The organism is Aliarcobacter vitoriensis (assembly GCF_048320235.1).
In the GTDB taxonomy this organism is placed as follows: domain Bacteria; phylum Campylobacterota; class Campylobacteria; order Campylobacterales; family Arcobacteraceae; genus Aliarcobacter; species Aliarcobacter vitoriensis.
On sequence record NZ_CP182882.1, the window covers coordinates 1,629,086 to 1,654,329 of the forward strand.

Here is a 25,244-nt window from a genome sequence, read left to right on the forward strand (position 1 = left end):
AAAATATTAAATTTAACACTTTAAGCATAAAATAAGAATATTTTTAACTTTCTTTTATGTTTTTTAGGATAATATTTTACCGTCCAGCGCTGGAGACTTTAATCTCTAAAAGGACTACTTTATGGAAACAATGTCTGATATGTCATATATTATTGACACACTCTACGTACTGTTTGCAATGACTTTAGTTGTTTTTATGTATCCTGGCTTTGCTATGTTAGAAGCGGGAATTGTTAGAACAAAAAATGTTACTGCTGTCTTAGTTATAAATATTCTTATTTTTGCAATTGCATCATTAGGTTTTGTATTAATTGGTTACTCAGTCGCTTTTGGCGAAGGATTAAATGATGAATCTATTAATTATGCAACGGTTTTATTTCAAATGGCTTTCGTTGGAAAGGCTATGAACATTATGAGTGGTGGTATTAGTGAAAGAGTTAAAGTTGTACCAATAGCGATATTTACGCTAATTATGGCTACAATTTTATATCCATTGGTAGTTAATTTAACTTGGGGAGCAAACTTCTTAAAAGATACTATATTAGATATATCATCTATGCATGATCTAGCTGGATCAACAATTATTCATAGTACTGGTGGTTGGGCTTTACTAGCTGCTTTATTGATAATTGGAGCAAGAACAGGGAGATATACTAAAGATGGTGGAGTTAGAGTTATTCCAGCTTCAAATGTACCTTTAGTTACTCTTGGTGCTTTACTTTTATGGATTGGTTGGTATGGATTTAATGGTGGAAGTGTTGGGACAATGTCAACTAAAGCAGATGCTGATTTAGTAGCACTTGTAATCTTAAATACAAATACAGCTGGTTTTGCAGGAGCTATTACTGTAGCAATTATTATGTATGCAATGTACAAAAAATTTGATATCACTATGATTTTAAATGGTGGATTAGGTGGATTAGTATCAATTACAGCTGGAGCAGATGTAATGGATGTTTATACTCCTATTTTAGTAGGTGCAATTGGTGGAGCTGTTGTTGTTGCTAGTGTATTTATGTTTGATAAATTAAGAATAGATGATCCTGTTGGGGCTTTATCTGTGCATTTAACAAATGGAATTTGGGGAACATTAGCAGTTGGAATTTTTGTTAGTGATATCTCATTCTTAGCTCAATTAAAAGGTGTTGTAGTTGTTGCAATATTTGCTTTTGTAAGTTCTTTTATCTTGTTATTTATATTAAATAAAATTATGCCTATAAGAACGAAAAAAGATGATGAATTACAAGGACTAGATGTTGGAGAATGCGGATTAGAAGCTTATCCAGAGTTTAAACGAGCATTCTAATATAATATTAGTTTAATAAACTTTTGTTAAAATAATTGAACTAAAGAAAGGATTGATCTTGAAAAAAATAGAAGCGATAGTAAAACCATTCAAATTTGAAGAAGTTAAAGAAGCATTAGTTCAAGCTGGAGTTGCTGGTATGACTGTATCTGATGTAAAAGGATATGGAAGACAACAAGGACACAGTGAACTTTATAGAGGTGCTGAATATGTTGTTGATTTTTTGCCAAAAATCAAAATAGAACTAATAGTTGCAGATGAAGATGTTGATTCTACTCTTGCAGTTATTATTGAAGCAGCTAAAACTGGAAAAATTGGAGATGGAAAAATATTTGTTTCTCCAATAGAAAAAGTTATAAGAATAAGAACTGGTGAACAAGATGAGGAGGCTATTTAATGGCAAAAACATTTACTATAAATGAACCATTAGATATGCACTTACATTTAAGAGATAACGACATGCTTCGGCTTGTCGCTCCTCTTACATCAAAAACTTTTAGTGGTGCTTTAGTTATGCCAAATTTAGTTCCTCCCGTTACGACCAAAGAGGCTTTATTATCTTATAAAAATAGAATACTTAGTGCATGTAATGGGGATAATTTTATTCCTTTTATGACTTTATTTTTTCAAAACAATTATAGTTATGAATTTTTAGAAGATATAAAAAATGAGATTATAGGAATAAAATTATATCCAGCAGGAATTACTACAAACTCTGAAACTGGAGTTTCATCTATGGATATTGAAGTTTTAAGACCAACTTTAGAGATTATGAGCCGCCTTGGAATACCTCTTTGTATTCATGGAGAAACAAATGGTTTTGTGATGGATAGAGAAAAAGAGTTTATGCCAATCTACGAGAGTTTGGCTATTGCTTTTCCAGATTTAAAAATTATTATGGAGCACATTACTACAAAAAATGCAGTGGAACTTCTTGATAAATATCCAAATCTTTTTGCAACTGTAACTTTACATCACTTGCTTATAACTTTAGATGATTTAGCTGGTGGTATGTTGAAACCACATTTATTTTGTAAACCAATAGCTAAAACTCCAATTGATAGAACAGCACTTTTAAATGCTGCATTAAAAGCACATCCAAAACTTATGTTTGGAAGTGATAGTGCTCCTCATCCAAAACATAAAAAAGAGTGTTGTGGCTGTGCTGCAGGAGTTTTTACTTCACCTATTGCTTTACAAGTATTAGTCGAATTATTTGAAAAACATAATTCTTTAGATAATCTAAATGATTTTGTATCAAATAATGCTAAAAGAATATATAATCTGAATTTAAAATCAAAAACTATAAATCTGGTAAAAGAAGATTTTATAGTTCCAAATGTTTATGAATATAAAGAAGAGAAAGTTGTACCTATGTATGCAGGTGAAACTTTGTCTTGGAGTTTAGAAGACAATTAAAATAGGCTAATTTTTTTAGCCTATTGGAATAGAACTGGCTTTTCTTTCACTTAAAAGTTTTTTGATATTTTCAGCATTTTCTTTGGCTTTTTGATCTCTTTCTTCTCTCATAATTCTAAGTGATTCTAGTGTTTCTTGTTTTTCTTTATCCAGATTTGATTTTAGCTCTATTGCTTTTCTATTATTTGATATACCACAAACAGCAGAAAACTTCTCTTTTTTATTAACATAAACTATACTATCCGAAGATGCTGCATTTTTATTAAATACAATTACATCTCCTTCTTTTAGATTTAAAATTTCTAAAGCTGTCATTTCTGTTTCAGCCATAATAGGCTCTATTTTCATTCTTGCACCTGAAATTAGAGTTTTAATGTCTTGTTTACGACTAAGTTTTTTATTTTTACCTTCACTAAAAATCTTATCAACAATTTTATTTAAAAGTGGTTCTATATATGAAATAGGATAACAAATAGATAAAAATCCAGAATCTTCATCAATTGTTATTTCAAATACAACTAACAGAACTATATCGTGATCTGAAACAATTTGAATAGCATTTGCATTTGTATCACTTGATTCAATTTTGAAATTCAAACTAGATACATCACTCCAAGTTTTGTATAAAATTTTTATGAACATTCTATAAAAATGTTCAAGAACTTTTATCTCAATTTCAGTTAATTCTCTATCAAGATTATCCATAGTATTAACTGCACCACTTCCTAATAAATCAGCAATTACTTTATGTGAAATCGTAGGGTTACACTCAATTACAATTTTCCCATCAAGTGGTTTCATAGAAAGAGTACTAAGTGAAGTTACTTGAGGAATAGATAGTATAAACTCACCATAAGTCATCTGTTCAATTGATGTAAGTTTTACATCAACAACTTTTCTAAGCATTGAAGATAAGTCATTTGTAAATTCTCTGAGCATTTTATCATGCATTGTTGTAAGAGCTTTTAATTGATCAAGTGTTACTCTATTAGGTTTTTTAAAATCATATATTGAGTAGTTTTTTTCTTTAGCTGTAAATTTATCAAGTGGATTAGTTCCATCAAAATCATCACCTTGTTCAGCAATATCTAAAAGAGCATCTATTTCATCTTGACTTAAAAATTCTGCCATATTATCCTCTTAACTCAATATCAACATCAATAGCACCCATCTCTTTTATCATTTTTATAGTGTCAATTATTTCTGTCATTGGTACTTTCATAACTTTCATTGAACGTACTAAATCTGATATTGTTGGGTCTTTTTTTGTATTTATCATTGCATTATTTATATCAATTACAGGTTTATTTGCAATTCTTACATCATCACCTATATCTTCACCTTTATTTACTGAAGGATTATTCCAATTTTCTTCAGATAAATCAGATTTATTAATTCTAATTGTAAATGAATCTCTTGCAATTGTAATTGGAGATATAACAACATCTCCACCAGTTATAATTGATTCTCTGTTTACATCTATAATTAATTTTTTTCTAAATGTAGAATCAAGTTCTATGTTTTCAACCTTAGATATAAAACTTACAATAGACATATTTGTAGGTTTGAGAACCTCAATAGTTCTTGTATCAAGTGCAGTTGCCAATCTTTGTCCAAAAGTTTCATTAATCTTTTTTTCTATCAAATCTGCATTTTTTGCAGAACTTTTTACTAAACTTAATTGAATAGATTTTTCATTTTGTAGTTCATACTCTAGTTCATTTTCAACAGTAGCACCCTCATATATAAAACCTGTTGTTTTGTTATTTGTATTTGCAGTTACAGTTCCTTGTGCAACTGCATAAACATTTCCATCTACACCTTTTAATTGAGTTAGTAAAAGTTCTCCATAATCTATTGATGTTGAATCACCAATAGTTGAAACTGTAACTTTTATTTTATCACCTTGTCTTGAAAATGGTGGCAAATCAGCAGTTACCATAACAGCTGCAATATTTTTTGAATTTATAGAACCAGCTGGAATTTTTATATAAGAATTTGTAAGAAGATTTTGTAAACTTTGCATTGTAAATTTTGACTTATCTCCTGTTCCAGCAAGTCCTACAATCAGTCCATAACCAATTAGTTGATTATCTCTTATTCCTATGACATTTGATATATCTTTAATAGTTTGAGAAAATAAAGAAGATGTTAGTAGTAAAATAAAAATAAATATTTTCAAAAAAATCCTTCATAAACTTTTAATAATTATTTTATCAAAAATTTAATAAAAAAAGGTATAATCTAGGCAGTATTTTATTTTATTAGGGCAAATATTGAATATTTTTATCTATGGAAATCAAAGTTTTAAAAAAGATATACAAAAAATTTTACAAGATTCAAAAATAAATGAAGCATTAGAAGATTTAGATATAGTTGAAATAGATGATATTAAAAAATTAAAAGAGAATATAGCTTCAAATCCAAATAATGTATATTTAATTGATGATGATAAAATAATTAAAAATAAGAGTAAATTTAGTTTTTTAAAACCTAAGGATGGTATTGAAGAAGAATTTTTACTTGAATGTGGAGTAGATGATTTATCTATCGATTCCTTAGAAGAAATACCGAATTATATTATAAGAAAATTTAATAGACAGACCTTACAACAAGAAGATGAATTCGCTATAAAAGATGAAAGTTTGGCATTAGATTTAGATAGTGAATTATCCAAACTTTTAGAAAGTGAAAATCAAGAAGAAACAATAGTTGAAGATGATTTAAATATTGAAGAACCTATAGGATTAGATATAAAAGAACTCGATAATTTAATTGAATCTAAAAGCATATATGAAGATAATAAAAAGGATGGTAATTTTAATCCATTAGAATCTTTTAGTGAAGATTTTGGATTAAATAATATATCTTATGACTATGATGATGACTCCATTTATAATGATAATACAAAAAGTGATGAAGATATTTTATCTGATATTTTAAATTCAACTAATTTAGATGAAGATGATTTTCAATCTATTAGTGAAACTTTTGAAGATGTCAATTTTTTAGATCAGATTTTCCCAAATAAGTCTATTTTAGAAAAAGTTATTGAAGATAAAACAAATGAAGATTCTTATGATTATGTAGAGAATAACTTTGAAGAGTTGGAAAATATTGAACCTTCAAGATTATTTGAAAATATTGAATTAAAAGATGAAATTGATGCTACAATAAATCAAAATAACGATATAATTGAAGATTTAGAAGAACATAAACAAGAAATAATTTTAAATGATGCCGAAGAAGATGATGAGGTGCAAGGAGATGATATGAGTGATGAATTTTTAGAGTTGGATGGTTTAAATGAACAAGATTTAATTTCTGCTTTAGAAGATATTCCTAATGCTATTATTGAAACAAAAAATGAGAATATATTGGAAACAAAAAATGTTAATAGTGTAGAACTTGATAGTTCAAATGTTCAAGATATAGCTAGTTTGATTTCTAAATTATTAAATAATAAAACTTTAGAGATCACTATTAAAATAAAAGATTAAATATGGATTTACTAGCAATATCTCAAAATACAGTTAAGCTTATATTATTAATAGGACTTCCATCGCTGATTGTTAGTATGATTATAGGACTAGTAATTTCTATTTTTTCTGCTGTTACACAAGTAAATGATGCTTCATTATCTTTCGTTCCAAAGATGATAATTGTTTCAATCTTTATATTAATTACACTTCCTTGGGTTGGTGAACATATGCAATCTTTTACAACAGAACTTTGGAATATAATTTTAATTTTTGGAAGTTAATTTTGATCAATAAACTGTACAATCTAAAGAAAAATCAAACAGAACAGAAATTAATAGAAAAATCTACTTTAGAACAAGAAGTTTATAGAATAGATGAAGAGATGCAAACTGTTCAAAATAGAATAAATACTGCAACTGTTGAAAAATTTGGTTCAATTTCCGATTTTATGATACTAGCTATGCATAAAGATAGTTTAAGATTTTATATAAAAGAACTTTTAACGAAAAAAAATGCTTTGATAAAAAAAATTGAAGAGCTTTTAAATGACATTATAGAACTTCAAAAAGAGAGTGAACAGTATAAATATATTTTAGATGAAGAGAAAAAAGAGAAGAATAAAATTCTTATGGATATGCAAGCTTTGGAATCTGAAGAGTTTATACAAAGTAAATATATAAGGGCTTAAGTTGATTTATAGATTTTTTATTACACTTATTTTTGCAATAACTTTAAATGCAAATGTAGAAACAAGCAGTTCTTTAACTAGACAAAAAATGGAAGTTTTAGAATTAAAAAATGAGTTAAATAATTTTTATACAGAAAAAGAGAAAGAATATCAAAATAATAAAAAAGAGATAGAAGGAATACTTACTAAAATAGAACAAGAAAAAGCTGAAATAAAAAGATTATATGAAAAAAATGAGGAAGTTTTAAAAGATATAAGAGCTGAGATTAAGAAAAAATCTATAAGAGTTTTTGAACAGATGAAAGCAAAAGTAGCAGCAGAAATTTTTGATCAAATGATACTAGAAGGTAAACTTGAAGATGTTTTTGATATAATCCTTAGACTAAAGGAATCAAATATTTCTAATATTATGAAGTTTTTAAGCTTGGAAAATGCTTCAATCTTAACACAAAAACTTGAGAGATATAATAAAGACAAAGACAGAAGGGACTGAAAAATGGCAGATGAAAATGAAATAGTAAAAAAACCATCAGATGGTAAGGGGTTATTGATAGTTTTATTAGTTCTTGTAATTGTACTGATAATGGCTGTTGCTGGTGGGACATATTTTTTATTAGATAAAATTTCAAATACTAATTCAAGTAGTGAACAAACGAATGAGGTTCCAATAACAAATAATAACCAATCTTCAGGTGCTGAAGCTAAATTTAAAGCAGATGTTAATGAATTAGTTTTAAATCTCACAGATTCAAGAGGTAGAGAAAAGATTATGAAGTTATCTTTTTCTATTAGAAGTAGTGACCCTACAATTGAAAAAATAGTTCAAGATTATTTAGCTGAAATTACTGATGTTGTTATTACTCAAGTGAGTTCAAGAAGTTCTGAGGAGTTATTGACTGTTGGTGGTAAAAGTCAATTAAAAGATGAACTAATAAGTGAGATAAATAATATTTTAAACTATGTTACAAGGACGAATAGTAATGTAGTAAATAATATTTTATTTACTACATTTGTAATAAAATAGATGATAGTAGCAATAAAGAAAAGAAAAAAAAGTAATAATATTTTAAAAATATTTTTTATTATCTCTCTATTTTTGGGGATAATGTATTTGGCATATTTAAACCAAGAGAAAAATATTGCAAAATTAGAGTTGCAGAAAGCTCAAGAAGAAGAATTAAATCTTATAAAATTTGAAAATGAGAAAAGAGTAAAAGAGCAGCAAGATGCTCAACGAATTATTTTAATAGAAGCTGAAAAAGTTGTAGATTTAGTTGGTCAAGAATATATAGAAGATGTTAAGATTGTAAAAAATAAGATAGTATATATTTTTAAACCAAATACAAATATTGAGGCTATTACAATTAGATACGGAGCTATGGCGTTAGTAAAAAAAAGTTTTAATGATGTTGTAGTTGTAGTAGATATAGAACATATTTTAAAAAGTAGGTTAAAATAATGAAACAAACTATATTATTAACTATTATAACGATTGTTTTTACAGCTTGTGGTGCTTTATCTCAACCTGAGATTAATTTTTCAAAACCAGAACAACAAATTCCAAGAGAAATTCCAGTAGTAAAAAATAAAAAGGGTTCTTTATATTCAGTTCAAGGAACGTCATTATTTGCAGATAAAAAAGATTTACAAATTGGAGATATTATTCAAGTTGAAATTAATGAGGGGTTAACTCAAAAAAGTGATAATAAAAGAGAGTTAACAAGTGATAGACAAACAGACTATGGTGGAGGGATGTTTGCTGCTATGGGAGGAAATAATTTAAGTGGAGCTGTTGGAAATGCTACTGATAAGTTTAATGCAAATCTGGGAGTAAATTTTAATACACAAAGTAGTGATAGTGATAAAGGAAAAGTAAAAACAGAAGTAAAAGAAAATTTTGATACCAAAATTTCAGCTGTAATAGAAGAGACTTATCAAAATGGGAACTATTTTATAAAAGGTAATAAAGAAGTTATTTTAGATGGTCAGAAACAAGAAATCATAATAACTGGAGTTATTCGTCCTTATGATATATCATCTGATAATTCTATAAATTCATCACAAATTGCTAATTTAAAGTTATTGTATAAGAAAGATGGTGTTGAAGCAGATATATTACAAGCACCATGGGGAACAAGAATACTAAGAGCAATATGGCCATTTTAAACTAAAATTAAGAAATGTAATGTAATAATTTTAAAGATTATACAAAGGAGTTAATATGTTTTCCACTTTAAGTGTTGCACAAACTGGGCTACATGGTTCAAGATATGCAATAGACAATGTTGGTAATAATCAAGCTAATCAAAATACTCCTGGGTATAAAAAAAGAGTTGCTAACTTAAGCGAAATTGGTCAATATGGCGTTCATATAACTGGACGTGGACTTAGTTTTGATGGAGTTTCAAGAGTTACTTCTCAATATATGTATGACAAATTTATACAAGAAAGCACAAAAGCAAACTACTATGATAAATTAACAAATATGCTAGGTGGTGTTGAGACTATTTTTAAAGAGACTAATGATAGTGGTTTTTCTATAGATTTAAATAGATATTTTCAATCAGTTGAAAATTTAAGAACAAATCCTAGTTCTCAAGTATATAGAAGTGCTTTACAAAGTCAAGGTGCAGTTGTTGTTGAATCATTGCAAAATTTATATACAAGTGTTCAAAAACAGCAATCAATAGAGAGAACAGAATTATCAACAGATATTAAGAAAGTGAATCAAATTTTAAAAGAGATTGCTGATACTAATGCGAAAATAGAAAAATATGATCCTTCAGTAAATGATTTATTAGATAAAAGAGATTTATTAGAGCTTGAGTTGTCAAAATATGTAGATGTTGATATAAATAGAGACCAAGGTTTTTATGAGATAAAAATTGGTAATGTTGTAGCTTTAAGTAATGATGTATTTGCAAGACAAATAGAAATAAATGATGTAAAAACTAATCAGGTAGATAAATATAATCTTTTAAGAACAAATGCAGACGGTTCTACAACAGTGTTTGACTCTTTAAAATATGAAGATGATGGATTATTTACACCAAAAGCACCTTATGATAATGATGATGTTATTACTTATAAACTAAACAATGAGTTTTCTGTTAGTGTAAGAATAGGTGAAAGTGTTACAGGTGATTGGCTTGGCGATGGTAATATAACTACTATGGTTGTTGATAATGATAATTTAACAAGAGCTATGATGGTAAAAATAAACAATGATCCTAATATGAGTAAAGTTGTAACAGCATATAATGGAGAATATGTAGAAGAAAATGGTAAAAAAGTCCCTATGTATCCAAATAGTGATAATTATCTTCGAATAGAGTCAAATATAGAAGGTAAAGAAAATGATTTTATAGGTAGTTTTAGTATAGAAAGAAAAACTGGAACAGATATAGATTCAAGAGAAAAGATATATAGAAATGAATCAGAAAGTAAAGATGCACAATCTGATACAGTTTTGAGAATTTTGGATCATGATTTGAATTTGAAATCAGGAACTATAAAAGCACAAGTAGAGAACTTATCTACTTCAAATTCAAATAATAAATTTCAATCTTATCTTGATATGTTAGATAATTTTGCTCAAACATTAGCAGATATTACATCTTCTTACATTAGAGTAGGGCAAGATGATTATGTATATGGTAGAAATGCTTCAGACGAACACAATACTTCACCATTTCCTCCAAATGGTGGAGATATTGTGGATTTAAATTTATTTAGTGGAGCTAGTGTAAAAACATTGAAATTCAATAAGAATGCAGTAAATGATTTAAAACAAGAAAACCTTGATTATTTAGCTTCAATACAATGGAAGAAAGATTTGTCTTTTGAAGGTAAAGCACAAGATCCTGATTCTAAAAATGTTACATCATTAACTGAATATTTTAGAAATTTAAGAGTAGGTGTATCTTCTGATAGAGAAGATTCTAGGTATGCTTATGAAGTACAAGATTCAATATCTCAAAATTTAGGAACATCATACAATGATGTTGTTAGTGTAAAAAAAGATGATGAGTTGATTGATTTAATGAAATTTCAAGCAGCATTTAGTGCGAATGCACAAGTTATTACAGCAGTTGATGAAATGATACAAACTCTTCTTGGTATGAAGAGATAAATTTTATAAAAGGAGTAGCAAATGGCAAATGGAATTTTAGGTTTAGGTTCTGGACAAGCGGCATCACTAAATAGTGATTTAATAGAAAAATTAAAAGCAGCTGATAGAAAAGCTACGATTGAACCTTTAGAAAAAAAACTTGAGAATTTTACTTCTGAAAAAGAGGTAATTTCTAAAATTAGTACAAAAGTTGATGTTCTTCTGAATGCAGTTAGTTTATTTAGTTTAAATCAATCAAGTGGTGTAAATTCTTTTAATCAAAAAAGTGCAAATGTTATGGGAGATGGAGTAGTTTTTGATTCTGATGATTTAAGTTCTCTAAAAATAGGAAGTTTAAGTGTGAAAGTAGAACAACTTGCTCAAAAAGATGCTTGGCAAACAGATATTGTAAGTGGTTCTAAAAGTGATCTTGTAAACCAGGGTAAAATTACTATAAATGGTAAAGAAATTGATACAGATGGAAAAAGCTATACAGATTTAGTTAAAGAGATAAATAATATAGATGGAGTTCAAGCTTCACTTGTAGATAGTTCTAGTGGTGGATTTAGATTATCACTTAAAAGTACAGAAACTGGATTAGGCAATAAAATAGATTTTAATAGTAAAGATGTAAGTGGAAATAATCTTGGTATTAGTGATGGAGCTAAAGGCTTATTTGAAGCAGATTCTACTAATGAAGAAACTTTGAAAAAATATAATGTTTTAAAAGCACAAGATATGCAAATGAAAGTTGATGGAGTTGATTACTCAAATAGTACAAATACAGTTACAATAGATGGATTAAAAATAACAGCTACAAAAACTGGTGGAGAATCTACAATTAATATAGATAATGATACTACAACTTTATCAAAACAGATGCAAGATTTTGCAAATGCTTATAATGATTTAAGAACTGAAATAGAAAATGAAATCTATTCAAGTGAATCAAGTATTTATGATAAAAGTGCTTTAAGAGATATGTTGTCACAAATTAAAAACAATCTTTTTGGTACAGGGAATAGTGATAAATCTTTATTTAGTTTTGGTTTTTCATTTGATGAGAAAAGTGGTAATTTAAATTTTAGCACAAAAGATTTTGAAGCATCTATAAAAAATGGAACGAAAGATTTGGAAGATTTATTTGCTGGAGTTCCTGAAAAAAAAGGAATAGCTACTTTACTAGATGAAACTATTAGTATTAGTGGCGTTAAAAAAGGTTTAATTGATTATGAATTAAGTATGCTTTCAAGAGAAGAATCTATGAAAAAAGATAAGGAACTTGCAGAAACAACATTGGATAATAAGTATTCTATAATGGCACAACAGTTTGCATCATATGGAGTTATAATAAATCAAATGGAAGCTTCATTTTCTAGTTTGAAAATGTTAATTGCTCAATCACAGGTTTCAAACTAGAATATGATTTTTTATCATCTTCTATTTAAGCAAAGATATTATATACTCGAAAAAATGCTAATCTGGAGTTAAATATTTATGGGGATTGAATTATATAATCAACAAAATGCAATATCAGATGATCCTTATGTTTTAGTTTTAAAACTTTATGAAGGGATAATTAAATATCTTTCATTTGTAAAAAATGCTATACAAGAAGGTGATGTTGAAAAAAAGTTTACATATATAAATAAATCAATTGCAATTTTTGATGAACTTAGAAATGTACTTGATTTTGATGGTGGTGAAGTGTCTTATTATTTAGATGGTTTATATTTATATCAAATTGAGACTCTTTTTAGTGCAGGAATTGATGATAATATAAACTCTATTAACCAAGTTATGAAAGTTACACAAGGATTAATTGACGCATGGAAAGAAGAGACAAATCTTTAAAAATTTTAAATGAGTTAAACTATATAGATTCATTAGATTCGTTTGACAAAGCTAATTCTTTAGTTGTTTGGTACAATGATAATTTTACACATAATGCAATAGAAGATTTAGATTTAGAACTTTCTGATTTACTAAGATTTGAAGAACTATTTTATAAAAATTTACAGTTCTTAAAACAACAACAAGCAGTAGCAAGAATTGAACTCAATAAAATAAAAAAGATGAAAAGTTTTTTAAAGAATTAAGCTTTTTATCTCTATTCTTTTAATAAAAATGTATTCTCTTATATTTTTTGGAATTTTTTTTATTCTACACTCTTCTTTGAATTCTTTTTTCATTGTAATATCAGTTTTTGGGGCAATATAGATAAATTCTTTTGTAATAGAAATATTTATTTTATCTGAAATAGTAATCTCTTTTTGTTTTAAAATTTCTTTTCTTTGTAAAAAACTCAGTAGTATTCCTCTTCTTTTTAAAGATTTATCTATTATTCTAATATTTAAGTTATCATCGTTTTGATTTTCAAATATTTCTAATTCTTCAATTTTTTTTATAGGATTTATGTTTATACTTAAAGAGTTTAAATCATTTTGAAGATATTCAAATGAATTTATAACGCCTTGTTTAAATTCATCTAAGAATTTATCTGAAAAATTGTGTCTAAAATAGTTTCTTTTATACTTCTCATCAAAATTTGAATTATCTATAAAATATTTTATATTATTTTTTTGCAAAAAAACTTCTAATTCATCTTTTGAAGTACTTAAAAGTGGTTTGTAAATTTTGTAATTCTCTTTATGTTCAACGTTATTAAATCCAATTAGTTCAATAAGCCCAGCTCCTTTTGATAGTTGCATAAAAAACCACTCTAATTTATCATTTAATTGGTGAGCAGTTATCAAAATTTCGTAAGAGTTTTCTTTTATAATTTCTTCAAAAAAATTGTATCTTATATCTCTAGCAATTTTTTCAAAATTTGATAAATCTTTAGTTTGAATATCTTTTATAAAGATTTGTTTATTATATTTTTTTGCTAGTTCTTTTGCATATAAAATTTCATCTTTGGATTGTTCTCTTATATTATAATTTACTATTGCAATATCAAAAGGAATATTCTTTTCCAAAAGTAAGAAAAATAGTGCAGTAGAATCAATACCAGCTGAAAAGGCTAAAAGATTTTTTGATTTTTCAACTACACTAAAATCTAAATTCATTACTTTATAACTGTTGCAAGTAGTTTATCTCCAGCAAGTTCTGTTACTTTTACAGTATAAACTTGCCCAAATTTCAACTCTTGTTCACTTTCATTGTCATTTATATAAATTTCTCCATCTATATTTGGAGCCCAAATAGTTTTTCTAGCACTCAATAAATATTCATGTTCATCACTTTCTCCATCAATGTAAACCTCAAAAGTTTTACCAATTTCATTTTCTAGTGATATTTGAGTAGTTTGTGCAATTATTTCTCCTAAAATTTCTGCTCTTTCATCAATTAATTCTTGTGCTATTTTATCGTCTCTTAAAGTAGCAGTTGTACCTTCTTCATCTGAATATGAAAATACATTTGCTCTATCAAAATTGAACTCTTCTACATATTTACAAAGTTCTTCAAACTCTTCTTCTTTTTCACCTGGATGTCCAGTAATAAATGTAGTTCTTACAAAAGAGTTTGGTTTACTTTTCATATGATTCATGAGCTCATTTAATTTCTCTACCCCTTTCCCTCTTTTCATAATTTTTAGCATATTTTGTGATATATGTTGTAAAGGCATATCAAAATAGTTTACAAATATTTTGGAATCAGCAATTTTATCAATCAAAGATATTGTAGTTGTAGAGGGATAAAGATATAAAATTCTAGCTGTTTTGATACCTTCTATTTTTTCAACTTCATCTATTAAAAGTTCAAGACCATTTTTTTCTTCCATATCTCGTAAATATGAAGAAGAATCTTGCGATACAAATGAAAAATCAATAAATCCTTTAGAAACTAGATGTTTAACTTCTTTTACAAGGGATTGTAAAGTTCTTGAGTGAAGTTTTCCTTTAAATGATGGAATTGCACAAAATGAACAGGCTTGATTACAGCCTTCACTTAATTTTACATAAGCGTGATATGAAGAACCTGTTATTACCCTTTCATTATTTTCACTTGCTAAAAATACTTCATTTGTAAATTTACTTCTTTTTTCATTTACAAGTAAATCTATTTTGTCATAATCTCCAACCCCTGTAAAAACATCGATTTCAGGAAGTTCACTTTGAAGTTCTTCTTTATATCTTTCACTTAAACACCCAGCCATTACTAAAACAGACTCTTTTTTTCTATCTTCATGAAGATTTAATATTGTATTTATACTTTCTTGTTTTGCACTATCTATAAATCCACATGTATTTACTATGATTACATCAGCATTTTGTGTATCATCTGTTAGTTCATAATCACTTAATCTTCCTAACATTACTTCACTATCAACTAAGTTTTTTGTACAGCCAAGACTTACCATATGTAGTTTTTTCTTTGGTTTTTGTGTTGAAAATTTCATTAATCTACTTTATCTTTATAATTTTTTGTGAATTTTAGCATAATCGTTTATTTTTGTAAATTAATATAAAATAAGATATTATCATCGTATATATTTTTAATTTAAGGAGTATAGATATGATAAAAAAATCTTTTTTAAGTATATTATTCATTGCAGTTATTTCAACTTTATTTTTGACTTCTTGTAGTACAAAACAAAATGGATTAGATAATATGAAAACTTTAAAAAATACAAAATGGAAAGCTTTAGTTTTAAACAATGTAGATGTTAAAAATGATAGAAAAGTTGCAAATATTAATTTTGAAGAAGATGGAAGAGTATTTGGTAATTTAGGATGCAATAATTTCTTCTCTAGTTTTAAAGAAGATAATGGTAAATTAACTTTAGCACAAGCTGGAAGTACAATGATGATGTGTCCTGATATGACAACTGAGCATAACTTTTCGAGTGTATTAAGTAATGTAAAAAGTTATGAAATAAATGGTAAGAATTTACGATTTTTTGATCAAAACAATAAAGAAATAGCAAAATTTATAAAAGAGTAATTAAAAAATACTCCTTTATAACCAAATATTATCAAGTAATCTTACATTTCCAAATCTTACGACAACCAAAATTATTGTATTTGACGGTTCTATAATATTGATTTCATTGAAATTTTTATCTACAATGGTAACATATTCTATATCTAAAGAGTTCATAATTTTATATATTTTATCTTTTACAGCTTTGATATTTCTTTCTCCACTTGCAATTAATGAACCAGCCATGTAAAGTGATTTTGATATAAGCAAAGCATTCTCTCTTTGAATTTTATCCAAATAAACATTTCTTGAACTAAGAGCTAAACCATCAACTTCTCTTACAATATCACAAGGAATAATATTGATTGGTAAAAATAGATTTTTTACCATTTGTTGAATAAGCACCAATTGTTGAGCATCTTTTTTACCAAAATAAGCATTTGTTGGTTGTGTTAAGTTAAATAATTTTAGTACAACTTGTAAAACTCCATCAAAATGACCTGGTCTTGTAAAACCTTCTAAAACATAGCTATTTTGAGGAGCTTTTATTAAAACTTCTTCATTTGTGTATATTGTAGAAACTTCTGGCATAAAAAGATAATCCACCTTGCACATTTGACAAATTTTTATATCAGCTTCATCCTTTCTAGGATATTTGCTTAAATCTTCATTTGGTAAAAATTGTGTTGGATTTACAAAAATAGATACAATTACAATCTCATTTTCTTCTTTTGCTTTTTTTATCAAAGATATATGTCCATTATGTAAAGCACCCATTGTTGGTACAAAACCAACACTTTTCGTTATATTTTTTCTAATATTTTGTAACTCTTCTACTGTTTTTATAACTTCCAATTTTTTTCCTTATTCAAATTTATTTCTCTTCATAATTTGGATTTAATTTTAGTAAAACTAAATCAGCAAACATATTTCCTATTAATGTTAAAAATGCTCCAATTATAAGTATTCCCATAATGACTGGATAATCATGACTTAAAGCACTTTGATAAAATAGCAATCCCATACCATCTATTGAAAATATCGTTTCAAGTATTACGCTTCCACCAATAACTCCAGGTAATGAAAGACCTAAAAGTGTTATAACTGGCGGATATAAATTTGGTAAAATATAGTATCTTAAAATCGTTTTTTGACTTAATCCTCTTGCATTTGCGAAAAAAATATAATCACTTTTCAAAATTTCTATTGTCAAAGCTCGTATATATAGAATCAAACTTCCAATTCCACCAAAAACTATTATAAATATTGGAAGTGCTAAATGCCAAGCAAAATCTAAATAGTAAGCAAAACTTCCATCATTTGCTACACTATGAAGTCCAGCTATTGGGAATAGTTCAAATTTTATAGAAAAAATCAATACTAAAACAAGAGCCAAATAAAAAGATGGCATTGAAAAACTTAAAAGTGAAAGTTGATTTGTAAATTTATCAAAAAAACTATTTTTTTTCATAGCTGATTTTATACCAAAATATAGTGAAATGATAAAAATTAAAACCATTGATATAATATTTATAGTTAAAGTTATGGGAATTCTACTTAAAATTTCTTCTTTTACTTTTTCTCCACTTGCAAATGATATACCAAAATCAAGTTGTAAAATATTTGTGATCCATGAAAAAAACTGTATATATAAAGGTTTGTCAAGTCCATATATAGCTTTTAGTTGTTCTATTGCTTCAGGAGTAATATTTGGATTTAACTCTCCACTTGCAAAAAATGAGTTTGGAGCTAAATTTATAGCAATAAAAGATATTAAGCTAATAATAAATAGCATAACAATAATGTATAATAGTTTTTTTACAAAGATATTCATGGGCAAAATTATACAAAAGATAGGATTAAATGATAGGTATAGATATAGTAAGTATAGATAGAATAAAAAAGATGTATGATAAGTTTGGTGAGAAGTTTTATGATAGATTTTTGAATAAAGATGAACAAGAGTTTGTAAAATCATATCAAACAGCTGCTGGATTTTGGGCAGCAAAAGAAGCAGCAAGTAAAGCAATAGGAACTGGAATTGGAGAGATTTGTTCTTTTGATGATATAAAAGTAAAAAAAGATAAAAACAATGCTCCAAAGATAAAATATAGTAAAACTTTAAGAAAAAAATTTAAAATTAAAAAATCATATCTAAGTATTACCCATGACGGTGGATTTGCAATAGCCGTTGTTGTAAATAGTCTAAAAAAAGTTAAAATTTGATATAAGTCAAATGATATTAAAAAAATATTTATTAGAATTACACAATCTATTTAAGAACTTTTCAAGATGGATACCCCAAATGTCTCCTAACATATCCATCTTGAATATTATTTATTTTTAGTTAAAAATCTCTCTAAGATAATTTTTGCGGCTATTGAGTCTATTCTTCCATCTCTTTTATATTTTATTTCGCCTTTTATTAAATCTTCAGCCTCAATAGAACTCATATTTTCTTCACAAAATTCATAAGGAATTTTTAGTTCAAGTAAATTCACAAAGTGTTTTATTCTATTTTGCATATCTTCACTTGAAGTAGGAAATCCAATTATAAGTTTTTCTATTTCCCACTCTTTTAAAAAGGTATTTACATCAGCAGCAGCTTGGTTTCTATTTTTTCTTAAAATTGCATTTTGAGGTGTTACTATATTACTAGTCAAACAAATAGCAACCCCAATTCTTTTTAATCCAACATCAATACTAGCTAATTTCAAGATAAAAGCTCATTTGCTAAGTTAAAATTATTGTTTGAAGTCATAAGATGAATTTTTGGATGAATTTTGTTTATATCATTGAATAAATCTCGACTTAATTTCATTCCGATTTTATACTCTTCATCTTCTCCTATATTATGAGCCTTTTCTAACTCATCAATCCAAAATTGTGGCACATGAATACCTGGAACTTGTGCAGATAAAAATAGTGCTGTTCTAAGTTTTGTTATAGGGAAAAGTCCAAAAATAAGTTGTGCTTTTTTCTTTTCACCTTCTACACCTTCTTTTGCTATATCAAAACTCTCTAGCAATTTTTTTGCATTTTCTATATCAAAAACTGGTTGTGTAATAACACCTACTGCTCCATTTTGTATTTTTAAAAACATCTTTTTTTCTAAAGAACCAAAGCTTTTAGCATAAGAGTTTACAACTCCAAAAGGGAATATCTGTTTTGGTTCGATTTTAAAAGGTCGTCCAGCAAAATCCATACCATAATTAAAAGATTTTATCATCTTTAAAAGCATTAGTGAATTTGCTTCAAATACTCCTTTACTATTTGGTTGGTCACTCATTTTGGCAGGATCTCCTGTTAGTGCTAAAATTGCTCTTATGTCAAAATCATTTGCCCCTAGTAAATCAGATTGCAAAGCTATTTTATTTCTATCTCTCATTGTCATTGTTGCAATAGCTGGTTTATTGAACTCTTGTTGAAGTTTAACTGCTGCAAATAAAGAGTTATATTTTAATTTTGCTAAAGGACTATCTGTGCAAGTAAATCCATCTACTTTTTCATTAATTTTGAATTTTTTAATCTTCTCAATAATATTATGCATAGATGGTTCATGTTGAGGTGTTGTTTCAAGTGTTAAATACTTATCTTCTTGAAGTTTTTTGATGAGTGTTTCAAACATTTTAAGATATCTTCCTTTTAAACTATTTAGTTAAATTTAGATATTATTATATCTTTTAAAGACTAAAATTAGGGATAATTTATGAAATTAGCAGTTTTTGATTTTGACTCAACACTTATGGATGGAGAAACTATAGATTTTCTTGCAGATGCCTATAATGTTGGGAAAGAAGTAAAAAAAATAACTGAAGAAGCTATGAGTGGAAGACTTGATTTTTTTGAATCACTTACTACTAGAGTATCTTTATTAAAAGGTATGCCTTATGATAAAGTTGTACAAATTTGTAATAACTTACCTTTGATGAATGGCTCATATGAGTTAATAACTGAATTAAAAAAAATGAACTATAAAGTAGTTTGTTTTAGCGGTGGTTTTAGATTAGGAACAACTCCTGCTAAAGTAAAATTAGGGCTTGATGCAGATTTTTCAAATATTTTACATGAAAAAGATGGTTTTTTAACAGGACTTGTTGGTGGAGATATGATGTTCTCATACTCAAAAGGAGATATGATAGAAAGATTACAATCTCTTTTACAAATAAGTAAAGCAGATACTTTAGTTTGTGGAGATGGTGCAAATGATTTGAGTATGTTTGCAAAAGCTGATACAAGAGTGGCTTTTTGTGCAAAAGAGGTACTTAAAAAAGAGGCAAATATTGTAGTTGATACAAAAGATTTGACAAAAATTTTAGATTATATAAAGGCTTGATTTATGGGATTAAAAGAAGATATAAACTATTCACTTTGGTGTGATTTTATTGAGAGAGATTTTTTAGAAAATAGATTTCAAGAGATAATAAAAGATGGAATTATCCACGGAGCAACTTCAAATCCAGCAATTTTTGAATCATCAATTACGAGTTCTGTTGCTTACAAACAACAACTTGATATGCTTCAAGCAAATAATGAAAAAACAATCTATGAAGAGTTAGCTTTAACAGATATCAAAAGAGCAGCTTTTTTATTGGACAATCTAAATAAAAAAAATAGTGATGATGGTTTCATCTCTATTGAAGTTGATCCACTTTTGTGCGATGATGCTTCAGCAACTATTGATGAGGGTATAAGATTATACCAATCAATCAATGCTGATAATGTAATGATAAAAGTTCCAGCAACACAAGCTGGATATATTGCTATGAGAGAGTTAAGTTCAAGAGGAATACATGTTAATGCAACTTTGATTTTTTCTCCAGAACAAGCAATTAACTGTGCAAAAGCTTTAGATGAAGGAATAAAAGATTCAAACAAAGATACAAAAGCTGTAATTTCAGTATTTGTTTCACGATTTGATAGATTAATGGATAAAGAGTTAAGCCAAAAAGGTTTACAAACTTCAAAACTTGGTATTATGAATGCTATTAAATGCTATCATGAAGTAAATAAGTTTGAAAATTCAAATATTAGAACTCTTTTTGCAAGTACAGGTGTAAAAGGTAATGAATTAAATCCAAGTTATTATATAGATAACTTAATTTATCCAAACTCTGTAAATACTGCACCTTTAGCAACTATTGAAGATTGGGTAAAAGATGGTAAGAAAGAAGTATCCTCAAATGTAAGTGAAGTAGAATGTGATAAATATTTTGAAACTTTAAAGAAAGAAAATATTGATATGAAAAAAGTCTATGAAAAACTTTTGGAAGATGGTTTAGAAGCATTTAAAATCTCTTTTAGAGATTTATTGTCAAAACTTAAACACTAATTAAGTTACAGTGGATAAAATTTATCCATTAGATAAGATATAAAGGTAAAAAAATGAAAAATTGGACACCAAATAGTTGGCGAGATTTCCCTATAAAACAACAACCAACTTATAATGATTTAGAAGCTTTAAAACAAGTAGAAAAAGAGATAGCTTCATATCCTCCATTGATTTTTGCTGGTGAGGCTCTAAACTTGAAAAAACAACTAGCAAAAGTTGTAAATGGTGAAGCTTTTTTACTTCAAGGTGGAGATTGTGCAGAAAGTTTCAATGCTTTTAATGCTACAAATATAAAAGATTTATTTAAAGTTATTATGCAAATGGCAGTTGTTCTTACTTTCTCAGGAGGTTGTCCTGTTGTAAAAGTTGGAAGAGTTGCTGGGCAATTTGCAAAGCCTAGAAGTTCTGATTTTGAAGATATAAACGGTGTAAGTCTTCCATCTTATAGAGGAGATATTATAAATGATATCGATTTTACAAGTAGTGCAAGAGAACCTGATGCTCAAAAACTTATAAAAGCGTATAACCAAAGTGCAGCAACTATGAACCTTTTAAGAGCATTTGCAAGAGGTGGAATGGCTGACTTGAATCAAGTGCATTTATGGAATTTAGACTTCGTAAAAGATAATACTTTAGGTTCAAAATATGAAGAACTTGCAGATAAAATATCTCAAAGTTTGGCATTTATGAAAGCCTGTGGAATAACAAGTGAAAATACTCCACAATTAAATCAAACTACACTGTTCACATCTCATGAAGCACTTTTACTAAACTATGAAGAATCACTTACTAGAAGAGATTCTATCACAAAAGATTGGTTTAACTGTTCGGCACATATGCTTTGGATTGGAGATAGAACAAGAGAACTTGATGGAGCTCATTTAGAGTATTTTAGAGGTATAAAAAATCCTATTGGTTGTAAAGTTGGTCCATCTATGAAAGAAGATGAACTAATAAGATTAATAGATGCATTAAATCCTGAAAATGAAGCTGGAAGACTAAATTTAATTGTAAGAATGGGAGCAGAAAAAATAGCTGATCATTTCCCAAAACTACTAAAAAAAGTTGAAGATGAAGGTAAAAAAGTTCTTTGGTCAAGTGATCCAATGCATGGAAATACAATAAAAGCAGAAAATGGTTATAAAACTAGAGATTTTGAATCAATCTTGAGTGAAGTAAAACAGTTTTTCCAAATTCATAAGGCTCAAGGTTCTTATGCTGGAGGTATTCATCTTGAGATGACAGGACAAAATGTTACGGAGTGTACAGGAAGTAAATCAGCTGCTATTACTCAAGCAGGTTTAGCTGATAGATACCACACTCAATGTGACCCAAGATTAAATGCTGACCAAGCTTTGGAATTAGCATTTATGATAGCTGATACTTTAAAAGAAGCTAGAAAATAAGAAAGTAGTGTTCTACTTTTTTATTGGATTAAAAACTCTTTAAAATAGTGTTTTATTGCAGTTTTTAACTCCATTTCTTTTATCTTATTTTTTTTAACACTTTTTATTCTTGATATAAAAATATATCTTTCCACTAGATTTAGGCTTTGAATTTTTTGATAAATATTTAGTATAAATTCACTATTCTCTTTTAAATTTTTTGAAGTTTGCTCTATATAAATAGTATGCAGTTTTTCTATCTCTTCAATAAAATCTTCCAAATTTAAATCCAAAATAAATAAAATATCATTAATTGAAAAATTAGGATTTAGTGTCTTTGAATATTTTTCTAAAACTATTGTTAGGTCTCTTAATTCATCATTCTTTGTATCAGAGTTTAAAAGTAAATTATATAAGTTTGGTTTTGTTGTTTTCCAGTTGTGTAAAGTAGCTCTTGAAACTTCATATTTATTAATAATATCTTTTATTGATGTCAAACTATTTACCTTTTTTATAAATATTGAATACTACAAGTTAAATAATTAGACAAAAATATCAAATAAATTAAAAATATATTAATCTATTTATAATATTTAAAGATTTAATAAAATATAATCCTACTTTTATCAAATTATTTGATAATTTAGTATATATTTGTTTTTTATAACAAATAATTTTATATGGGGTTATATATGAAAAAAATTATATGGTTAATAACATTATTTGGATTATTTTATTTATTTGGAGCAGTAACTGTACAATATAGATTATTTCCATTTGAACAAATAGTAAAACTAAGAAATTCTTTCAAAGCTAATCCAATTTTGGTTAAACCTTATTATATAGATAAATCATCACAATTTAAAGTTTTATCAAAAAATGATAAATATAAAATTGTGATGATAGGAGATTCTATTACCGATGGTGCAGAATGGTATGAATTATTAAATATTGATAATATTCAAAATAGAGGAATTGGTGGAGATACAACTGATGGTTTACTAGCAAGATTGGATAGTATTAATCAAAGTATAAAAAAAGCTTTTATTATGATAGGAATAAATGATATAGGAATGTATAAGTCTATTGATGAGATCTATGATAATTATGTAAAAATAATTAATACATTAGAAGAAAAAGGTATAAAAATATATATTCAATCAACATTATATGTTGGGAAAAACTATCCAAATTCAAAAAATATCAATTTAAAAGTTGATGAATTAAATAAAAAATTGAAAGAATTGGCAAAAAATAAAGATTTAACTTTTATTAATTTGAATAAAATCCTTGCACCAAATGGTTATTTAGATAATAAATACACAAATGATAATGTTCATTTAAATGGAGTAGCATATCTTTTGTGGGCTGATGAAATAAAAGACTATATAAAAAATTATATTCTTTTTTAAATTCTGTAAAGATACTTAAAGTACAATACAATTAAAAAAATAATTGAATTGAGAGATAAAAAATGGAGATATTTGTTCTTTTTATAGCTTTATGTATTTTTATAGTGATAATATTTTATCTTTTAAGTTTAGATAAATTAGCAAAATTAATAAGAGATGAAAATAATAGTATCACTATTATTCATCGAGCTTGGGTTTGGACACAACTCATTCCAATTTGGTCTGTGGTAGCTATAATCGTATATCATATTAAGATACTAGAAGCTACAAAAGTTTTAGAGCTAAATTTGAGTTTACCGAAGAATACTATAAAATATCCAGAAATTATAGGATGGGTTTTTGCTTTAGCATTTTTGTATAGTTGGATACCAGTTATTGGTGCAATTGTTGGATGTTCTGTGTGGATTATTTATTGGATAAGAATCATTTTGACATCAAAACAAATATATAATTTGAAAAATTAAAATATATAAAAACTAGAAAGATTTTTCTTTTTAGTTTTTATAAAAAAATCTTTTTATACTCTTCTTCATCCCAAGCAACTACAAGCTTATCACCATATTCAATAACTGGTCTTTTAAAAAGCATAGGCTCTTTACAAAGCCATTCATATTTTCCATTTTCATCTAAATTTAACTCTTTTAAATTTAGAGTTTTATACTTTGTACCTTTACTATTAAAAAGGATATTTATATCAGCTTTTTTTGTCCAATCTTTTATTTGAGAAGCTGTTGGAGATTTTTGTTTAAAATCAAAAAAATTAACTTCGATATTATTGTCTTTAAAGAATTTTAAAGCATTTCTTACACTTCCACAAGTTTTTATACCATAAACTGTAATCACAATAATTTTCCTATTCAATAATTTTTGGAACTATAAAATACCCATTTTCACTTTTTGGAGCATGATTCAAAATATGATTTGATAGTTCTAAATTTTGAGATGAAATATCTTCTCTTAAAGGTGTTCCACCACTTACTGTGCTAAATGTTGCTTCAATATTTGATACATCAATATCATTTAAATTTTCAACAAAATCTAGCATTTGAGAGATATCATTTTTCATTTTATCTTTTTTTGATTCATCAAGTTTTAGGCTTGAAAGTTTTTCTAATTTTGCTATTAGTTTATCATCAACTATTGTCATCTTCAAATTTCCTTCAAATTTTAGTTTTTTATTTTA

Annotated in this window: 32 protein-coding genes; 21 read left to right on the forward strand and 11 right to left on the reverse strand. The window is 26.9% G+C overall.

Annotation, left to right across the window (positions count from 1 at the left end):
* Window positions 1–121 precede the first annotated feature (121 nt).
* From ACNSOS_RS08110 to pyrC, 3 genes are read left to right on the forward strand one after another with little or no spacing between them, the layout of a single operon-like run.
* Window positions 122–1,306, forward strand: coding sequence for an ammonium transporter (locus tag ACNSOS_RS08110; RefSeq protein ID WP_418184901.1), 1,185 nt, complete (start codon window positions 122–124; stop codon window positions 1,304–1,306).
* A 58-nt stretch (window positions 1,307–1,364) separates the two neighbouring features.
* Window positions 1,365–1,703: a P-II family nitrogen regulator gene (locus ACNSOS_RS08115; RefSeq protein ID WP_113892368.1), complete on the forward strand. Its 339-nt coding sequence runs from the start codon at window positions 1,365–1,367 to the stop codon at window positions 1,701–1,703.
* Complete coding sequence (gene pyrC / locus ACNSOS_RS08120; protein WP_418184902.1) at window positions 1,703–2,725, forward strand: dihydroorotase; 1,023 nt, start codon at window positions 1,703–1,705, stop codon at window positions 2,723–2,725. Before ACNSOS_RS08115 ends, pyrC begins: the two co-directional genes overlap by 1 nt.
* Window positions 2,726–2,740: 15 nt before the next feature.
* Here pyrC and fliM read toward each other — a convergent pair whose 3' ends face one another.
* Together fliM and ACNSOS_RS08130 are read right to left on the reverse strand one after the other, a co-directional pair.
* On the reverse strand, window positions 2,741–3,856 hold the full coding sequence (fliM, locus tag ACNSOS_RS08125; protein ID WP_113892372.1) for a flagellar motor switch protein FliM: 1,116 nt from the start codon (window positions 3,854–3,856) through the stop codon (window positions 2,741–2,743).
* Between the two features lies 1 nt (window position 3,857).
* Window positions 3,858–4,907: a flagellar basal body P-ring protein FlgI gene (locus ACNSOS_RS08130; RefSeq protein WP_113892374.1), complete on the reverse strand. Its 1,050-nt coding sequence runs from the start codon at window positions 4,905–4,907 to the stop codon at window positions 3,858–3,860.
* A gap of 94 nt (window positions 4,908–5,001) precedes the next feature.
* On the opposite strand from ACNSOS_RS08130, the gene ACNSOS_RS08135 reads away from it, so the two are divergent.
* The 11 genes from ACNSOS_RS08135 (at window position 5,002) to ACNSOS_RS08185 (ending at window position 13,105) form a co-directional block, all read left to right on the forward strand.
* The gene (locus ACNSOS_RS08135) at window positions 5,002–6,225 is read left to right on the forward strand and encodes a hypothetical protein (RefSeq protein ID WP_418184903.1); all 1,224 of its coding nucleotides are present in this window, start codon (window positions 5,002–5,004) and stop codon (window positions 6,223–6,225) included.
* 2 nt (window positions 6,226–6,227) lie between these two features.
* Window positions 6,228–6,488, forward strand: coding sequence for a flagellar biosynthetic protein FliQ (locus tag ACNSOS_RS08140; protein WP_113892378.1), 261 nt, complete (start codon window positions 6,228–6,230; stop codon window positions 6,486–6,488).
* A 2-nt stretch (window positions 6,489–6,490) separates the two neighbouring features.
* Window positions 6,491–6,895: a hypothetical protein gene (locus ACNSOS_RS08145; protein WP_418184904.1), complete on the forward strand. Its 405-nt coding sequence runs from the start codon at window positions 6,491–6,493 to the stop codon at window positions 6,893–6,895.
* A gap of 1 nt (window position 6,896) precedes the next feature.
* Window positions 6,897–7,388, forward strand: a complete 492-nt coding sequence (locus ACNSOS_RS08150) for a hypothetical protein (RefSeq protein ID WP_113908790.1) — start codon at window positions 6,897–6,899, stop codon at window positions 7,386–7,388.
* A gap of 3 nt (window positions 7,389–7,391) precedes the next feature.
* Window positions 7,392–7,919 carry a flagellar basal body-associated FliL family protein gene (locus ACNSOS_RS08155; protein ID WP_418184905.1) on the forward strand — a complete coding sequence of 176 codons (528 nt, stop codon included), beginning with the start codon at window positions 7,392–7,394 and terminating at the stop codon, window positions 7,917–7,919.
* An 87-nt stretch (window positions 7,920–8,006) separates the two neighbouring features.
* Complete coding sequence (locus ACNSOS_RS08160) at window positions 8,007–8,354, forward strand: hypothetical protein (protein ID WP_258238037.1); 348 nt, start codon at window positions 8,007–8,009, stop codon at window positions 8,352–8,354.
* Complete coding sequence (locus tag ACNSOS_RS08165) at window positions 8,354–9,061, forward strand: flagellar basal body L-ring protein FlgH (RefSeq protein WP_418184906.1); 708 nt, start codon at window positions 8,354–8,356, stop codon at window positions 9,059–9,061. Before ACNSOS_RS08160 ends, ACNSOS_RS08165 begins: the two co-directional genes overlap by 1 nt.
* Before the next feature lie 55 nt (window positions 9,062–9,116).
* A complete protein-coding gene (locus tag ACNSOS_RS08170; protein ID WP_418184907.1) occupies window positions 9,117–11,027 on the forward strand; it encodes a flagellar hook-associated protein FlgK in 1,911 nt (636 codons plus the stop codon).
* A 21-nt stretch (window positions 11,028–11,048) separates the two neighbouring features.
* Entirely contained in the window at window positions 11,049–12,425 is a 1,377-nt protein-coding gene (fliD, locus tag ACNSOS_RS08175; RefSeq protein WP_418184908.1) for a flagellar filament capping protein FliD, read from the forward strand.
* A gap of 78 nt (window positions 12,426–12,503) precedes the next feature.
* Window positions 12,504–12,860, forward strand: coding sequence for a flagellar export chaperone FliS (gene fliS, locus ACNSOS_RS08180; RefSeq protein ID WP_113892394.1), 357 nt, complete (start codon window positions 12,504–12,506; stop codon window positions 12,858–12,860).
* Entirely contained in the window at window positions 12,836–13,105 is a 270-nt protein-coding gene (locus ACNSOS_RS08185; protein ID WP_418184909.1) for a hypothetical protein, read from the forward strand. The genes fliS and ACNSOS_RS08185 overlap by 25 nt, the downstream gene beginning before the upstream one ends.
* On the opposite strand, the gene tilS is transcribed toward ACNSOS_RS08185, so the two are convergent.
* Both tilS and rimO read right to left on the reverse strand, forming a co-directional pair.
* Window positions 13,094–14,074: a tRNA lysidine(34) synthetase TilS gene (tilS, locus tag ACNSOS_RS08190; RefSeq protein ID WP_418184910.1), complete on the reverse strand. Its 981-nt coding sequence runs from the start codon at window positions 14,072–14,074 to the stop codon at window positions 13,094–13,096. The genes ACNSOS_RS08185 and tilS overlap by 12 nt on opposite strands.
* Entirely contained in the window at window positions 14,074–15,408 is a 1,335-nt protein-coding gene (rimO, locus tag ACNSOS_RS08195) for a 30S ribosomal protein S12 methylthiotransferase RimO (protein WP_418184911.1), read from the reverse strand. Before rimO ends, tilS begins: the two co-directional genes overlap by 1 nt.
* A gap of 116 nt (window positions 15,409–15,524) precedes the next feature.
* On the opposite strand from rimO, the gene ACNSOS_RS08200 reads away from it, so the two are divergent.
* Entirely contained in the window at window positions 15,525–15,953 is a 429-nt protein-coding gene (locus ACNSOS_RS08200; protein ID WP_418184912.1) for an META domain-containing protein, read from the forward strand.
* 15 nt (window positions 15,954–15,968) lie between these two features.
* On the opposite strand, the gene panC is transcribed toward ACNSOS_RS08200, so the two are convergent.
* Together panC and ACNSOS_RS08210 are read right to left on the reverse strand one after the other, a co-directional pair.
* The gene (panC, locus tag ACNSOS_RS08205; RefSeq protein WP_418184913.1) at window positions 15,969–16,787 is read right to left on the reverse strand and encodes a pantoate--beta-alanine ligase; all 819 of its coding nucleotides are present in this window, start codon (window positions 16,785–16,787) and stop codon (window positions 15,969–15,971) included.
* Between the two features lie 19 nt (window positions 16,788–16,806).
* Window positions 16,807–17,766 carry an ABC transporter permease gene (locus tag ACNSOS_RS08210; protein ID WP_418184914.1) on the reverse strand — a complete coding sequence of 320 codons (960 nt, stop codon included), beginning with the start codon at window positions 17,764–17,766 and terminating at the stop codon, window positions 16,807–16,809.
* 29 nt (window positions 17,767–17,795) lie between these two features.
* On the opposite strand from ACNSOS_RS08210, the gene acpS reads away from it, so the two are divergent.
* Window positions 17,796–18,158, forward strand: a complete 363-nt coding sequence (gene acpS / locus ACNSOS_RS08215; protein WP_418184915.1) for a holo-ACP synthase — start codon at window positions 17,796–17,798, stop codon at window positions 18,156–18,158.
* A 107-nt stretch (window positions 18,159–18,265) separates the two neighbouring features.
* Here acpS and ruvX read toward each other — a convergent pair whose 3' ends face one another.
* Entirely contained in the window at window positions 18,266–18,649 is a 384-nt protein-coding gene (gene ruvX / locus ACNSOS_RS08220) for a Holliday junction resolvase RuvX (RefSeq protein WP_418184916.1), read from the reverse strand.
* Window positions 18,646–19,560, reverse strand: coding sequence for a methylenetetrahydrofolate reductase (locus tag ACNSOS_RS08225; protein WP_113892411.1), 915 nt, complete (start codon window positions 19,558–19,560; stop codon window positions 18,646–18,648). Before ACNSOS_RS08225 ends, ruvX begins: the two co-directional genes overlap by 4 nt.
* 81 nt (window positions 19,561–19,641) lie before the next feature.
* Between ACNSOS_RS08225 and serB the strand changes: the two genes are divergently transcribed.
* Genes serB through ACNSOS_RS08240 form a run of 3 tightly spaced genes read left to right on the forward strand, consistent with a single transcriptional unit; the run spans window position 19,642 to window position 22,670 of the window.
* On the forward strand, window positions 19,642–20,268 hold the full coding sequence (gene serB, locus ACNSOS_RS08230; RefSeq protein WP_418184917.1) for a phosphoserine phosphatase SerB: 627 nt from the start codon (window positions 19,642–19,644) through the stop codon (window positions 20,266–20,268).
* A gap of 3 nt (window positions 20,269–20,271) precedes the next feature.
* Window positions 20,272–21,264, forward strand: a complete 993-nt coding sequence (locus ACNSOS_RS08235; protein WP_418184918.1) for a transaldolase — start codon at window positions 20,272–20,274, stop codon at window positions 21,262–21,264.
* A 53-nt stretch (window positions 21,265–21,317) separates the two neighbouring features.
* Window positions 21,318–22,670 carry a class II 3-deoxy-7-phosphoheptulonate synthase gene (locus ACNSOS_RS08240; protein WP_113908778.1) on the forward strand — a complete coding sequence of 451 codons (1,353 nt, stop codon included), beginning with the start codon at window positions 21,318–21,320 and terminating at the stop codon, window positions 22,668–22,670.
* Window positions 22,671–22,690: 20 nt separating this feature from the next.
* Here ACNSOS_RS08240 and ACNSOS_RS08245 read toward each other — a convergent pair whose 3' ends face one another.
* Entirely contained in the window at window positions 22,691–23,146 is a 456-nt protein-coding gene (locus ACNSOS_RS08245; protein WP_418184919.1) for a hypothetical protein, read from the reverse strand.
* A gap of 195 nt (window positions 23,147–23,341) precedes the next feature.
* On the opposite strand from ACNSOS_RS08245, the gene ACNSOS_RS08250 reads away from it, so the two are divergent.
* Entirely contained in the window at window positions 23,342–24,061 is a 720-nt protein-coding gene (locus ACNSOS_RS08250; protein ID WP_418184920.1) for a GDSL-type esterase/lipase family protein, read from the forward strand.
* Between the two features lie 62 nt (window positions 24,062–24,123).
* Complete coding sequence (locus ACNSOS_RS08255; protein ID WP_418184921.1) at window positions 24,124–24,525, forward strand: hypothetical protein; 402 nt, start codon at window positions 24,124–24,126, stop codon at window positions 24,523–24,525.
* A 37-nt stretch (window positions 24,526–24,562) separates the two neighbouring features.
* Here the strand turns inward: ACNSOS_RS08255 and ACNSOS_RS08260 are convergent, their stop codons facing one another.
* Both ACNSOS_RS08260 and gatC read right to left on the reverse strand, forming a co-directional pair.
* The gene (locus ACNSOS_RS08260) at window positions 24,563–24,904 is read right to left on the reverse strand and encodes an arsenate reductase family protein (RefSeq protein WP_418184922.1); all 342 of its coding nucleotides are present in this window, start codon (window positions 24,902–24,904) and stop codon (window positions 24,563–24,565) included.
* Window positions 24,905–24,914: 10 nt separating this feature from the next.
* The gene (gatC, locus tag ACNSOS_RS08265) at window positions 24,915–25,208 is read right to left on the reverse strand and encodes an Asp-tRNA(Asn)/Glu-tRNA(Gln) amidotransferase subunit GatC (RefSeq protein ID WP_113892424.1); all 294 of its coding nucleotides are present in this window, start codon (window positions 25,206–25,208) and stop codon (window positions 24,915–24,917) included.
* Between the last annotated feature and the right edge of the window lie 36 nt (window positions 25,209–25,244).